The following is a 13,485-nucleotide window of genomic DNA, read 5'->3' as shown; positions in this document are numbered from 1 at the left end:
CTCAGTCGCCGGTCACCCCGTCGAGGCGCTCGCGGATCAGGTCGGCGTGGCCGTTGTGCCGGGCGTACTCCTCGATCATGTGGACGTACACCCAGCGGACGCTGAACTCGTCGGCGCTGCCGTCGCGGCGCGGGCGGGCGAAGGTCTGGTCCAGCGACAGGCCTGCGGCGGCCTTGCAGGCGGCCTCCACCTCGGCGGCGAAGGTGGCGAAGTCGGCCTCGGCGTCGGCGTCGGCGACGGCGTTGAAGTCGGCGTCCGGGTCCTCGTCCGTGCCGTAGATGCCGGCGATGTCCTGCCCGGCGGCCCGGATCCGGAACCACCAGCGCTCCACGTCCGCCATGTGCCGCACCAGCCCGAGCAGAGTCAGCCCGGACGGCTCCACGCTCGGCGTCCTGAGCTGCTCGGCGGTCAGCCCCGCGCACTTGAGCAGCAGCGTCTGCCGGTGGTAGTCGAGCCAGCCCTCCAGCATGGTGCGCTCGTCGCCGACATACGGTTCGTTGGTCCGGTTGATCTCCGGTGCTCTCCAGGTCATCCCGACATCCTTGCCGTCGGGTGTGACAGCGGCCAGTGCTTATCAGGGCACCACGACGATCGGCCGGCGGCCGGTGCGGACCAGCCGGGTGGCGACCGAGCCGACGAAACGGTGTCCCGCCTGCTCCGAGGCCCCGACCACCACCAGGTCCGCGTGGGTCTCGTCGGCCGCCGCGCACAGGTCGGTGTACGCGTCCCCGCGGCGGCACAGGAAGGTGACCGGCAGGCCGACGAGCCGGGTCAGAAGGTCTCGTTGAACCGGTGCAGCAGTCGGGCGAACTCCGCCACGTCTTTCCTCGGCCAGCTCTCCATCGTCCGGCGGATCTGCCCCAGCCGGGCCGCCCGGGCCGCGTCGAAGCGCCGGGTGCCCTCCTCGGTGAGACTGATCAGCGCCGCCCGCCGATCGTCCGGGTCCGGGTCCCGGCGTACCAGGCCGAGCCCCTCCAGGCCGTGGATCTGCCGGCTGAGCGTGCCCTTGCCGATGCCGAGCCGGACGGCCAGGTCGGTCAGCCGGATCGACCCGGAGCGCCGGAGCCAGAGCAGCAGCCCGTACGCGTTCGGCTCCAGGTTCGGATGCACCTCCCGGGCGATCTCCCAGGACAACGCGCGACCCCGGCGCAGCAACGCGGTCAGTTCGTCCTCCACCGCGCGCAGGGTCTCCGGCAGATGCTCTTCCACGGCACAGAGCGTACGGGGCCGGCTCAGGCCGCCGGGGTGAGCCGCTGCCGGGCGACCTCGCGCAGGTGGCCGTCGCTGGTGGTGCCCTCGATCAGCACCTCGGCCTGCCGGCCGGTGTGCGCCAGCGTGGCCACCGCGTTGCCGAAGTACGGCCCGGCCAGCTTCCGCCAGCGGACGCTCGACCGGCGTACCCCGGCGGAGCGGGCCAGCGCCCGGGTGGCCGCGGCCGGCCCCGGCGACCAGCCCAGCTTCATCAGCGGGCGCATCCCGGCCGGCACCTGGTTGTGGATCGGGGAACAGGTCAACTGGTGCACCGGGGTACGCACCGCCGGGTCGTCGAACCGGGCCCGGGCCACGTACGAGTGGTGCACGTCTCCGGAGAGCACGCTGATCGAGGCCGGCGGCGCGTACGCCGGGCCGGCGCCGACCCGCTCGCCCGGGCTGCCCGGAGCGCCGCTGCCGAGCCGGGCGAAGAGCGCGCCGAGCGCGTCGAAGGAGCGGCTGAACGCGGCCCAGTGCTCCAGGTCACAGGCCCGGCGGATCCGCTCGGCGAGCCCGGCCAGCCACGGCCGGCGGGAGTCGGCGAGCCGTTCGTTCCACGCCTCGACGTGGTGGATCCCCGGGGGCAGCAGCCAGGGCAGCGAGGAGCCGACCACCAGGTGGTCGTAGACCCCGTGCGCCCGGTCCACGAACCAGGACCACTCGCCGGGCGGCAGCATGGCCCGGTTGCCCGGCTGCAGCACCCGGCTGCACCGGTTGTCCAGCATGACCAGGCGGGTCCGCCCCAGGTCGAGAGCGTAGCTCCACTGGTACTGCACGGCCCGCCAGCGCTCGGTGTCGTGCGCCTCGTCGGCCTCGGCGTCCACCCGCTCGCCGAACTCGCGCAGCACGGTGGTGGCGTCCTCGGCGGCGACCACCTTGGCGTAGAGCGGGTCGTCGGCGATCTCGTCCGGGGAGAGGTTGCCCAGGTGCTGGTAGACCCAGTAGGAGGCGAGGCCGCTGCGGATCCGCTCGGCCCACCAGGGCTGCGCGCGCACCTCCGCCCGCCACGACGCGGAGGTGTTCCAGTCGTCGATGACCTCGTGGTCGTCGAAGATCATCACGCTCGGCACCGTGGAGAGCAGCCAGCGGATCTCCGGGTCGCGCCACGACTCCAGGTAGAGCTTGGTGTACTCGTCGAAGCTCACCACCTGGTCGGTGGGGGCGTTCTTCGGGCGCCGGCGGCGCCGCTTGAGCAGCCGCTTCACCGTGGGCGAGGTCACGTCGGCGTAGACCTGGTCGCCGAGCAGCACCAGCAGGTCGGGCAGGCCGGCCGGGTCCGGGTCGGCCATCAACCGCCGGGCGTACGCGTCGAGCGCGTCCGGGGGCAGCCGTCGGGTGGTGGCGTGCTGGGTGGTCTCCCGGCACGAGCCGAAGAGCAGCCGCACCGGCTGGTCGAGGTCGTCGGCGGCCCGGGTACGGATCACGCTGGGCGGGAAGCCGTCGCGCGGCACCGGCCAGGCGACCTCGCCGTCGACCAGCACCTCGTAGCTGGTGGCGCTCTCCGGAGTGAGCCCCTCGACCACCACGAGCGCGTAGTGGTGGTCGTACGCGGAGAAGGTCGGCGCGGAGCCGGCGGCCCCGTCGGCCGTGCGGACGGTGACCACGGCGGGCGCGCTGGTCTCGACCCAGACGGTGGCCCGCGTGCCGACCACCCGCCGCAGCAGGGGGCCGATGAGCAGGCATGGGGCGGGCATGGCGAGACCTCCGAGGTGAGCGGACTTCATCTTTACTACCCCGCCGGCGGTCGCACCACTGCTGGCTGTGGCCGAGCCTACCGCCGGAGCCGGCCGACGCCACGGGGTGCGGTCGATGAGACGCCGCCGCCGGCATCTGACAGGATTTCGGCATGACGGAATACCTCCTCGTCGCGCTCGCCCTGCTCGCGGTGCTGATCCTCGGCGGCCTCAGCCTGGTGGTGCCCCGGCTGCGCCGGCGTCCCGAGCCGCCGCTGCCGAAGACCGAGGTCGACACCCGGGCCGAGGAGGGCCTGGCGGGTCCGCCCGTCCAGGCGCCCGAGGCCGAACTCGCCACCGGCATCCTGGTCGAGCCGCCGGTGATCGAGGCGCCCGCGCTGGAGGTGCCCGAGCCGACCGCCGGCCGGCTGGTCCGGCTGCGCTCCCGGCTGTCCCGCTCGCAGAACGCCTTCGGCAAGGGCCTGCTCGGCCTGCTCAGCCGCGACCACCTCGACGAGGACACCTGGGAGGAGATCGAGGACAGCCTGATCACCGCCGACGTCGGCATCGACGCCACCCGGGAGATCGTCGACCGGCTCCGCGAGCGGACCCGGGTGCTCGGCACCCGCTCGGCCAACGAACTGCGCGCGCTGCTCGCCGCCGAGCTGGTCAACGCCCTCGACCCGACCCTGGACCGCGCCCTGCGGACCGCCCCCAAGGACGGCCGGCCGGCGGTGCTGATGGTGGTCGGCGTCAACGGCGCGGGCAAGACCACCACCTGCGGCAAGATCGCCCGGGTGCTGATCGCCGACGGTCGGACGGTCACCCTCGGCGCGGCCGACACCTTCCGGGCCGCCGCCGCCGACCAGCTGGAGACCTGGGGCAGCCGGGTGGGCGCCATCACCGTGCGCGGCGCGGAGCGCGCCGACCCGGCCAGTGTCGCCTTCGACGCCGTCCGCGAGGGCATCGAGGCCGGCACCGACACCGTCGTGATCGACACCGCCGGTCGCCTGCAGAACAAGATCGGCCTGATGGACGAGCTGGGCAAGGTCAAGCGGGTGGTGGAGAAGCACGGGCCGATCGACGAGACACTGCTCGTCCTGGACGCCACCACCGGCCAGAACGGCCTGGAACAGGCCCGGGTCTTCACCGAGGTGGTCAACGTGACCGGGGTGGTGCTGAGCAAGCTCGACGGCACCGCCAAGGGCGGCATCGTGATCGCCGTGCAGCGCAAGCTCGGCATCCCGGTCAAGCTGGTCGGGCTGGGCGAGGGCGCGGACGACCTGGCCCCGTTCGACCCGGCGCAGTTCGTCGACGCGCTGCTCGGCACCGAGCCGCTCGCCCGGGACGCGTAATCTCGCGGTGACGACTGACGATCGCGCGTTCGCCGGGTGGCGAGACCCTCGCCACGCGCCGCCGGCCCTGGGGAGACCGTACGTGACCTCGCAGGAGATCCCGCTGCACGGCGGGAACGTGAGCACCGTGGTCCGGGTCGGCGACACCGTCCGGCGCAACGCCGGCCCGTGGACGCCCTCGGTGCACGCCCTGCTGCGCCACCTGGAGTACGTCGGGTTCACCGGCGCGCCCCGCGCGCTCGGCATGGACGAGCGCAACCGGGAGGTCCTGTCGTACCTGGAGGGGGAGTGCGGGGAGTACCCGCTGGCCCCGCACTGGGTCACCGACGAGGCGCTGGTGACGGTGGCGACCATGCTGCGGATGTTCCACGACGCGCAGTACGGCTTCGCCCCGCCGCCCGGCGCGGTCTGGCGCTCGTTCGGCCCGCCCCCGCCGGACACCGAGGTCATCTGCCACCACGACGCCGCCCCGCACAACGTCATCTGGCGGCCGGACGGCACCCTCGGGCTGATCGACTTCGACCTCGCCTCGCCCGGCGCCCGGATCTACGACGTGGCGTACGCGGCCTGGACCTGGGTGCCGATCTTCTCCGACCGGGACTCGATCACCCTCGGCTGGAAGCGCCCGGACCGGCCGCGCCGGCTGCGGCTCTTCGCCGACGCGTACGGGCTGATCCCGCGCGACCGGCACCGGCTGATCCGGACCATCCGCAAGCGCATCGTCGACCACGTCGAGGGCATCCGCCGGATGGCGGCGGCCGGTGAGCCGGCGTTCGTGCGGATCGTGCACAAGGGCCACCTGCGCCGCCCGATGCGCGACCTGCGGCTGCTCGACTACGAGCGGCACGCCCTGGAGTACGCCCTGCGCTGACCCGGTCGACCCTGGGAGGAGTGGCCGTCGCGCGCGCGACGGCCACTCACGCCGTTTCGGGGGGTCATGATCGACGTTCTTCACACGCCCGAAACAAGCCGTCACGCGTCGGAAATCGAGCGGTGTCGGTGAAGGAAACAGGCGGCGGCGAAGCTTCCCGCCAACCGGCTGACGGGCGATGCTGCCAGGTTCCAGTCGGATGGGAGGACTTCCACACCGAGAGGAGGCAGCGTGGAGATCAACACCGGCAACACCGCCTGGTTGCTCCTGTCGTCTGCGCTCGTGCTGCTCATGACGCCGGGGCTGGCCCTGTTCTACGGGGGGCTCAACCGGTCCAAGGGCGTACTCAACATGATGATGATGAGCTTCGCTTCGATCGGGCTCATCTCCGTACTCTGGGTCATCTACGGCTTCACCCTCGCGTTCGGCACCAACGACAACGCGGGCGTCAACAACGTGATCGGCAGCTTCACCCAGTACCTCGGCACCGAGACCAGCTTCATCGGCGAGGAGTGGCTCTTCCTCGGCGCGGGGACCGGCATCCCCACGTACGTCTTCCTGGTCTTCCAGATGATGTTCGCGGTCATCACGGTGGCCCTGATCAGCGGCGCGGTCTCCGACCGGCTGAAGTTCTCCGGGTGGCTGCTCTTCGCCTTCGCCTGGTTCACGCTGGTCTACATCCCGGTCGCGCACTGGGTCTGGGGTGGCGGCTTCATCGGCGCCAAGATCAAGGCACTGGACTTCGCCGGCGGCACCGCGGTCCACATCAACGCCGGCGCCGCCGCGCTCGGCCTGGTGCTGGTGCTCGGCAAGCGGCTCGGCTGGCCCCGGGAGAGCTTCAAGCCGCACAACGTCCCGCTGGTCGCGCTCGGCGCCGGCCTGCTCTGGTTCGGCTGGTTCGGCTTCAACGCCGGCTCCGAGCTGACCGTCGACGGCACCACCGCGGTGGCCTTCGTCAACACCCAGGTCGCCACGGCCGCCGGCCTGGTCGGCTGGATCATCGTCGAGTGGCTGCGCAACGGCAAGCCGACCCTGGTCGGCGCCTCCTCCGGCGCCGTCGCCGGCCTGGTCGCCATCACCCCGGCCTGTGGCTTCATCGCCCCGCTGCCGGCGGTGCTGCTCGGCCTCGTCGCCGGCGCGGTCTGCGCGGTGGCGGTCGGCCTGAAGTACAAGCTCGGCTTCGACGACTCGCTCGACGTGGTCGGCGTGCACTTCGTCGCCGGCTGGATCGGCTCGCTCTCCATCGGCTTCTTCGCCACCCTCCAGGTCAACTCGGCCATCGAGGGCCTGGGCGGCAGCGAGGGCCTGTTCTACGGCGGCGGGCTGACCCAGCTCGGCCGTCAGGCGCTGGGCAGCGGCATCGTCTCGGTCTACTCCTTCGGGGTGGCCGTGGTGATCGCCCTCGCCGTCAAGGCGCTGATCGGGCTCCGCGCCGACGCCGAGGACGAGGTCGCCGGCATCGACGTGGCCGAGCACGCGGAGAGCGCGTACGACATGTCTCCGACCACCGGCAGCGCCGGCGGTGGGGCCTTCGCGCTGGCCGGGCTGACCCCGGGCGCCGCAAAGCCGGCGTCGGACGAGGCCGGCGAACCGGCCACCGAGCCGGTCAACGAGAAGGTCGCCGGTTAACGTTCCTGGGATGGAGGGGTTGGACATGAAGCTGGTGACCGCGGTCATCAAGCCGTACCAGCTGGACGCGGTGAAGGAGGCCCTGCACGCCCTCGGCGTGGCCGGCCTGACCGTCAGCGAGGTCCAGGGGTACGGGCGGCAGAAGGGGCACACCGAGGTCTACCGGGGTGCCGAGTACACGGTCGAGTTCCTGCCCAAGATCCGGGTCGAGGTGCTCACCGACGAGATGGACGTCGACAAGATCGTGGACGCGATCGTCGCCGCCGCCCGGACCGGCAAGATCGGCGACGGCAAGGTCTGGGTCACCGGGGTCGAGGAGGTCGTCCGGGTCCGCACGGGCGAACGCGGCCTCGACGCCCTCTAGGAGCCACCATGACCTCGTTGATCAAGAGGAATGCGTCAGGAAACGCCGACAACGGTGACGCAAACCTCTTGATCAACGAGGTCGGTGGCATCGGGGAGGCGGCGCGGCGGGAGCGGGCTGCCGGGTTCGACCGGTGGCTCGGGTCGTTGGTGCCGGGGCGGGAGGGGATCGCGCTGGTCGCGGTCGGCGGGCTGGGGCGGCGGCAGTGCGCCCCGCACGGCGACCTCGACCTGGTGCTGCTGCACGCCGGGGTGCCCGGCGTCGACGAGTTCGCCGCGTCGCTGTGGTACCCCATCTGGGACGCCGGCGTGCGGCTCGACCACTCGGTGCGCACCCTCGCCGAGGCGCTCTTCGTGGCCCAGGACGACGTCAAGGTCGCCCTCGCGCTGCTCGACGCGCGCTTCGTCGCCGGCGACCGGGCGCTCGCCGACACCCTCATCCGCACCGCCGCCGACCACTGGCGGCGTACCGCCGTCCGCCGGCTCCCCGCCCTGCGGGAGATCACCGAGAGCCGCTGGCGTACCCACGGCGAGCTGGCCTTCCTGCTCGAGGGCGACCTCAAGGAGGCCGCCGGCGGGCTGCGCGACGTGGGCCTGCTGCGGGCCATCGCCACCGCCGGCATCACCGATGCGCTGCGCCCCGCCGTCCGGGCCGCGCACCTGCGCCTGCTGGACACCCGCGACGCCCTGCACCAGCAGGTCGGCCGCCGGGTCGACCGGCTCATCGCGCAGGAACGCGACGGCGTGGCCGGGCTGCTCGGCCTGCGACAGTCCCCGCCCGGCGGCTCCGACGACGCGCAGCAGTCCGCCGCCACGGCCAGCGACGGTGACGTCCTGCTGCGCCGGGTCGCCGGGGACGCCCGCACGGTCAGCCACGCCCTCGACGACGCCTGGCGCGCCGCCGACCGGTTGCGCTCCGGCCGCCGCCGGGGCGGCGACGGCCGCCCGGTGCGCCGGCCCGTCGCCCGGGACGTCGTCGAGCACGACGGGGAGCTGGTGTTGGCCCGCACCGCCATCGGCGCCCGCCCCGACCCGAGCCTGTCGCTGCGGATCGCCGCCGCCGCGGCCACCACCCGGCTGCCGATCGCCCGGGCCACCTGCGAGTGGCTGGCCGCGTACTGCCCGCCGCTGCCCGCGCCCTGGCCGCCGGCCGCCCGCGCCGCGCTGATCACCCTGCTCGGGGCCGGTCCCGGTCTGGTGCCCGCCTGGGAGACCTGCGACCGGTACGGCCTGATCGACGGCTGGCTGCCGGAGTGGACCCGGCTGCGCAGCCTGCCCCAGCACAACCCGGTGCACCGGTTCACCCTCGACCGGCACCTGGTGCAGACCGCGTACGAGGCGAGCCGGCACACCCGCGAGGTGGACCGCCCCGACCTGCTGCTGCTCGGCGCGTTCCTGCACGACATCGGCAAGGGGCTGCCCGGCGACCACAGCACCGTGGGGGCTCCGGTGGCCGAGGCGGTGGCCGCCCGGATCGGCCTGCCCGCGCCCGAGGCGGCGCTGATCGGCACGCTGGTCCGACTGCACCTGCTCCTGCCCGACGTGGCCACCCGGCGGGACCTCGACGACCCGGTGACCATCGCCGGGGTCGCCGAGCGGGTCGGCGACACCACCACGCTGGACCTGCTGCACGCCCTGGTCCGCGCCGACGCGGCGGCCACCGGGCCGGCGGCCTGGTCGGACTGGAAGGGGCGGCTGGTCGCCGAGCTGGTGGCCCGGGTGCGAACCGCGCTGGACACCGGCGTCCTGCCCGCGCCCCCGGCCCCGGACCCGGCGCTGGTGGCGGGGCCGCTGCCGGTCGTACACCTGACCGAGGACCGGGTGTCGGTGGCCGCGGCGGACCGGCGCGGCCTGCTCGCGACGGTGGCCGGCTGCCTGGCCCTGCACCGGCTGGAGGTACTGGCCGCGGACGCCACCACGGTCGACGGCCGGGCCCTGGTCGAGTGCCGGGTGCAGCCCCGCTACGGGCTCGCGCCGGACCCGATCGCGCTCAGCGCCGATCTGCGTCGCGCCGTCAACGGCGACGTCTCCGTCACCCAGCGCCTGCGCGGCCGGGCGCTCGCGGCGCGGGGGGAGGGGGCCGCGCCGCGAGTCGTCTGGCACCGGGAGGCGGCCACCGACGCGGTGCTGCTGGAGCTGCGCGCCGCCGACGCCGCCGGGCTGCTCTACCGGGTGACCTGCGCCCTCGACGAGGCCGGCGCCCAGGTCCGTGCGGCCCGGATCTCCACCCTCGGCGGCGACGTGGTGGACGCGTTCTACCTGGTCGGCGGCTGGCCCTCCGACGCCGAACGGGCCCGGCTCGAAGCCGCCGTGCTGGCCGCCGTCTGACCCGACCGCCGACCGCGGGTACGTCCGGTGGCGTAGCCGCGGTGCCGCGCGCGGGCGGACGACGCCCGCCCGGACCGGGGGCAGAATGACCGGCATGCGCCTGCGGGAACACTCCGGCAGTCGTCGCCACGAGGCGGCGGCCGACCTGGCGCTGGCCGTGGTCCTGCTGCTGCTCGGCCTGCTCGCCACCGGCCCGGCCGGCCGCAACCAGCCCGGTGCCACGCCGGTCGACGCCGGCTGCCTGGCCCTGGTCACGGTCGCCACCCTCGCGCTGACCGGGCGCCGCCTCGCCCCTCGCGCCACCCTCGCCGTGGTCGCCGTCGCCGTCTCCGCCTACCTGGTGCTCGGCTACCCGTACGGGCCGGTGCTGCTGACCTTCCTGGTCGCCGTCTACACGGTGGCGGTCCGGCTGCCGATCCGGCCGGCCGCCGTCGCCGGGGCGGCGGCGCTCGCGGTGATCCTGGTGCACGTCTTCTGGTCCCGGGGCGCCTCGCCCGGCCTGCCCGGGGTGCTGCCCGGATCGGCCTGGGTCGTCGTACCGTTCGCGCTGGGGGTGGCGGTCCGGACCAACCGGGAGACCGTCACCCGGGCCCGGACCGAGCAGGCCCGCCGGCAGGCCGACGAGGAGCGGCTGCGCATCGCCCAGGAGGTGCACGACGTGGTGGGGCACGGGCTCGCGGCGATCAGCATGCAGGCCGACATCGCGCTGCACCTGATGCCCAAGCGGCCCGAGCAGGCCGAGGCGGCGCTGACCGCGATCAGCCGGACCAGCCGGGAGGCCCTGGACGAGCTGCGGGTCACCCTCGGGGCGGTCCGGCGGGGCACCGAGCGCGGACCGGTGCCGGGGCTGGCCCGGCTCGACGCCCTGCGGGAGCGGTTGGCCGGGGCGGGCCTCGCCGTCGACCTGCGGGTGACCGGCGAGCCACGGCCGCTGCCCGGCGCGGTGGACCTGGCCGCGTACCGGGTGGTGCAGGAGGCGCTGACCAACGTGCTGCGGCACGCCCGGGTCGACGCCGCGCGGGTACGGGTCGACTACGGCCGGGAGGAGCTGGTGGTGGAGGTGACCGACCGGGGCGTGGGCGGGCCCGGCGCGGCGGGGCACGGGCTGGCCGGGATGCGTGAGCGGGTCACCGCGCTGGGCGGCTCGCTGACCGCCGGCCCCGGCCCCGACGGCGGCTTCCGGGTGTCCGCCCGGCTGCCGGTGGAGGCGCGGCGGTGATCCGGGTGGTGGTCGCCGACGACCAGGACCTCGTCCGGATCGGGCTGCGCGCGTTGCTCGAGAGCGAGGACGACCTCACCCTGGCCGGCGAGGCCGCCGACGGGCTGCGGGCGGTGGAGCTGGCCCGCCAGGTACGCCCCGACGTGGTGCTGATGGACGTCCGGATGCCCGGCGTGGACGGCATCGAGGCCACCCGCCGGATCGTCGCCGACCCGGAGCTGGCCGGCACCCGGGTGATCGTGCTGACCACCTTCGAGCTGGACGAGTACGTCTTCGACGCGCTGCGACACGGGGCGAGCGGCTTCCTGACCAAGGACACCCGGCCGGCCGAGCTGCTGCGGGCGGTGCGCCTCGTCGCCGAGGGGGAGGCGCTGCTCTCACCGTCGGTGACCCGGCGGGTGGTGCGGGAGTTCGCCACCCGGCCGGCCCGGGTGCCCCGCCCGCACCCCCGGCTGGACACCCTCACCGAGCGGGAGCGGGAGGTGGTGGGGCTGGTCGGCGAGGGGCTCAGCAACGCCGAGATCGCCGACCGGTTGGTGGTGAGCCCGGCCACCGCGCGTACCCACGTCAGCCGGGCGATGGTCAAGCTGGCCGCCCGGGACCGGGCCCAGCTGGTGGTCTTCGCGTACCAGTCGGGGTTGGTCAGCTCGTGATCGTCTGGCTGAACGGGGCGTTCGGGGCGGGCAAGACCACGGTGGCGGCCGAGCTGTGCCAGCGGCTGCCGGGCGCGCGGCGGTTCGACCCGGAGTGGGTCGACAACCATGGCCGGCCCCCGGCGAGGTGGCCGCGAACATCTGCACCCGGCTGGGCCTGCGCCGCTGATCTCCGGGACGGCGGGGTGCGCCGGGCGGCGCCCTGCCGTCGCTCGGAGGGGCGGAGGGTCCCGCAGACGCTGTCGAGCTGATGACGTAGACGACTCAGCCGTCGCCGCCCGGGCCGGCCCGGGCGGGTCCGGCGGCTGGGCCGGGCTGGTACGCGGGTGCGGGCGGCGGGCTACCCTAGCGGTGGCCGGCCGCTGTACACCGGCCGGGTAGTGCCCGCCGTAACACTGACAAACGGGATGTTCGCGTGTTTGACACCTTGAGTGACCGCCTGTCCGGGATCTTCACCAAGCTCCGCGGCAAGGGTCGGCTCACCGACGCCGACATCGACGCCACCGCGCGCGAGATTCGCATGGCGTTGCTGGAGGCGGACGTCGCGCTGCCCGTGGTCAAGGGCTTCATCGCCAACCTCAAGGAGCGGGCTCGCGGCGCGGAGGTCTCCGAGGCGCTCAACCCGGCGCAGCAGATCGTCAAGATCGTCAACGAGGAGCTGATCAACGTCCTCGGCGGTGAGGGGCGGCGGCTCCAGTTCGCCAAGCAGGCGCCGACCGTGATCATGCTGGCCGGCCTGCAGGGCTCCGGTAAGACCACCCTCGCCGGCAAGCTGGCCCGCTGGCTCAAGGCCCAGGGGCACCAGCCGCTGCTGGTCGCCGCCGACCTCCAGCGCCCCAACGCCGTCGGGCAGCTCCAGGTGCTCGGTGGCCGCGCCGGCGTCGAGGTGTACGCCCCGGAGCCCGGCAACGGCACCGGCGACCCGGTGCAGGTGGCGCGCGCCTCGATCGAGCACGCCCGGCGGGCCGCCCGGGACATCGTCATCGTCGACACCGCCGGCCGCCTCGGCATCGACGCCGAGATGATGCAGCAGGCCGCCGACATCCGTGACGCGGTCGACCCGGACGAGGTCATCTTCGTCGTCGACGCGATGGTCGGTCAGGACGCGGTCCGCACCGCCGAGGCGTTCCGCGACGGCGTCGGGATCACCGGCGTGGTGCTGTCGAAGCTCGACGGCGACGCCCGCGGTGGCGCCGCGCTCTCCGTCCGGGAGGTCACCGGGCAGCCGATCCTCTTCGCCTCCACCGGCGAGAAGCTGGAGGACTTCGACGTCTTCCACCCCGACCGGATGGCCAGCCGGATCCTCGGCATGGGCGACGTCCTCACTCTGATCGAGCAGGCCGAGCAGGCCTTCGACTCCGATCAGAAGGAGAAGATGACCGCCAAGCTGATGGGCGGCGAGCAGTTCACCCTGGAGGACTTCCTCGACCAGCTCATCGCGGTCCGCCGGATGGGCCCGATCGCCAATGTGCTGGCCATGATGCCCGGCATGGGGCAGATGAAGGACCAGCTCGCCGAGCTGGACGACAAGCACTTCGACCGGGTCACCGCGATCATCCGGTCGATGACCCCGGCCGAGCGCACCAACCCGAAGATCATCAACGGCTCCCGCCGGGCCCGCATCGCGACCGGCTCGGGCATGACCGTGATGGACGTCAATCAGCTGCTCAACCGCTTCGCCGACGCGCAAAAGATGATGAAGCAGATGGGCGGCATGATGGGCCTGCCCGGTGCGGGTCGGCGGAAGGCGACCAAGTCGCCGAAGAACAAGCGCAAGGGCACCAAGGGTGGCGGTCGGCCGCGTACCGGGGCGGGCGCCGGGCTGCCGGGCGGCTTCCCGGGCGGCATGCCGCAGCTTCCGCCGGGGCTGGACCCGGGTGACCTGGCCGGCGGCCAGGGCCTGCCGCCGGGCTTCAAGCTCCCGAAGATCGACTTCAACAAGCTCGGCAAGGGCGACAACCGCCCCCGTTGACGCGTGGCGGTGGCGGTGGTCGACGAGATCAACGCTCAGGGTGGTGCCGACCTGCCGGAGCTCACCGTGCGCGTGCGGAACTCCTTGCGCGAGGCGGAGTAACCGCACCGGACCGACCTGCTCAGCGATGGCTGGCTCCCGCCACCTGCGGCAGTCGTGGGGGGCCGCCCG

General features: G+C 73.8%; 13 protein-coding genes. 9 read left to right on the top strand and 4 right to left on the bottom strand.

What is annotated here, in order from left to right:
- Position 1 precedes the first annotated feature (1 nt).
- Genes KBX37_RS22445 through KBX37_RS22430 form a run of 4 tightly spaced genes read right to left on the bottom strand, consistent with a single transcriptional unit; the run spans position 2 to position 2,945 of the window.
- Positions 2–532 carry a DinB family protein gene (locus tag KBX37_RS22445; protein WP_210777889.1) on the bottom strand — a complete coding sequence of 177 codons (531 nt, stop codon included), beginning with the start codon at positions 530–532 and terminating at the stop codon, positions 2–4.
- 42 nt (positions 533–574) lie between these two features.
- A complete protein-coding gene (locus KBX37_RS22440) occupies positions 575–742 on the bottom strand; it encodes a universal stress protein (protein WP_247658694.1) in 168 nt (55 codons plus the stop codon).
- 29 nt (positions 743–771) lie between these two features.
- A complete protein-coding gene (locus tag KBX37_RS22435; protein WP_246158765.1) occupies positions 772–1,209 on the bottom strand; it encodes a MarR family winged helix-turn-helix transcriptional regulator in 438 nt (145 codons plus the stop codon).
- Positions 1,210–1,232: 23 nt separating this feature from the next.
- A complete protein-coding gene (locus tag KBX37_RS22430) occupies positions 1,233–2,945 on the bottom strand; it encodes an alkaline phosphatase D family protein (protein WP_210777888.1) in 1,713 nt (570 codons plus the stop codon).
- A gap of 152 nt (positions 2,946–3,097) precedes the next feature.
- Here KBX37_RS22430 and ftsY point away from each other — a divergent pair, with 152 nt between their 5' ends.
- The 9 genes from ftsY (at position 3,098) to ffh (ending at position 13,314) form a co-directional block, all read left to right on the top strand.
- A complete protein-coding gene (gene ftsY / locus KBX37_RS22425; protein WP_210777887.1) occupies positions 3,098–4,279 on the top strand; it encodes a signal recognition particle-docking protein FtsY in 1,182 nt (393 codons plus the stop codon).
- 7 nt (positions 4,280–4,286) lie between these two features.
- Positions 4,287–5,150: an aminoglycoside phosphotransferase family protein gene (locus KBX37_RS22420; protein ID WP_210777886.1), complete on the top strand. Its 864-nt coding sequence runs from the start codon at positions 4,287–4,289 to the stop codon at positions 5,148–5,150.
- 231 nt (positions 5,151–5,381) lie between these two features.
- Entirely contained in the window at positions 5,382–6,779 is a 1,398-nt protein-coding gene (locus tag KBX37_RS22415) for an ammonium transporter (RefSeq protein ID WP_307849162.1), read from the top strand.
- 25 nt (positions 6,780–6,804) lie between these two features.
- Positions 6,805–7,143: a P-II family nitrogen regulator gene (locus tag KBX37_RS22410; RefSeq protein WP_170285500.1), complete on the top strand. Its 339-nt coding sequence runs from the start codon at positions 6,805–6,807 to the stop codon at positions 7,141–7,143.
- Between the two features lie 8 nt (positions 7,144–7,151).
- Positions 7,152–9,470, top strand: coding sequence for a [protein-PII] uridylyltransferase (locus tag KBX37_RS22405; protein ID WP_210777885.1), 2,319 nt, complete (start codon positions 7,152–7,154; stop codon positions 9,468–9,470).
- A 94-nt stretch (positions 9,471–9,564) separates the two neighbouring features.
- Positions 9,565–10,689 carry a sensor histidine kinase gene (locus KBX37_RS22400; protein ID WP_247658688.1) on the top strand — a complete coding sequence of 375 codons (1,125 nt, stop codon included), beginning with the start codon at positions 9,565–9,567 and terminating at the stop codon, positions 10,687–10,689.
- Positions 10,686–11,342 carry a response regulator transcription factor gene (locus tag KBX37_RS22395; protein WP_210777883.1) on the top strand — a complete coding sequence of 219 codons (657 nt, stop codon included), beginning with the start codon at positions 10,686–10,688 and terminating at the stop codon, positions 11,340–11,342. Before KBX37_RS22400 ends, KBX37_RS22395 begins: the two co-directional genes overlap by 4 nt.
- Positions 11,339–11,593 (top strand): hypothetical protein, encoded by a 255-nt coding sequence (locus KBX37_RS22390; RefSeq protein WP_210777882.1) that lies wholly within the window; start codon positions 11,339–11,341, stop codon positions 11,591–11,593. The genes KBX37_RS22395 and KBX37_RS22390 overlap by 4 nt, the downstream gene beginning before the upstream one ends.
- Before the next feature lie 164 nt (positions 11,594–11,757).
- Entirely contained in the window at positions 11,758–13,314 is a 1,557-nt protein-coding gene (ffh, locus tag KBX37_RS22385) for a signal recognition particle protein (RefSeq protein ID WP_210777881.1), read from the top strand.
- Positions 13,315–13,485: the final 171 nt, after the last annotated feature.

The sequence above is a fragment of the Micromonospora sp. U56 genome, from assembly GCF_018070095.1.
Lineage (GTDB): Bacteria > Actinomycetota > Actinomycetes > Mycobacteriales > Micromonosporaceae > Micromonospora > Micromonospora purpureochromogenes.
This window is presented reverse-complemented; position numbering and strand designations above follow the sequence as displayed.

Coding starts and splice junctions, on each gene's coding strand:
- KBX37_RS22445 (WP_210777889.1), bottom strand. CDS start 532: ATGACCTGGAGAGCACCGGAGATCAACCGGACCAACGAACCGTATGTC.
- KBX37_RS22430 (WP_210777888.1), bottom strand. CDS start 2,945: ATGCCCGCCCCATGCCTGCTCATCGGCCCCCTGCTGCGGCGGGTGGTC.
- ftsY (WP_210777887.1), top strand. CDS start 3,098: ATGACGGAATACCTCCTCGTCGCGCTCGCCCTGCTCGCGGTGCTGATC.
- KBX37_RS22410 (WP_170285500.1), top strand. CDS start 6,805: ATGAAGCTGGTGACCGCGGTCATCAAGCCGTACCAGCTGGACGCGGTG.
- KBX37_RS22405 (WP_210777885.1), top strand. CDS start 7,152: ATGACCTCGTTGATCAAGAGGAATGCGTCAGGAAACGCCGACAACGGT.
- KBX37_RS22400 (WP_247658688.1), top strand. CDS start 9,565: ATGCGCCTGCGGGAACACTCCGGCAGTCGTCGCCACGAGGCGGCGGCC.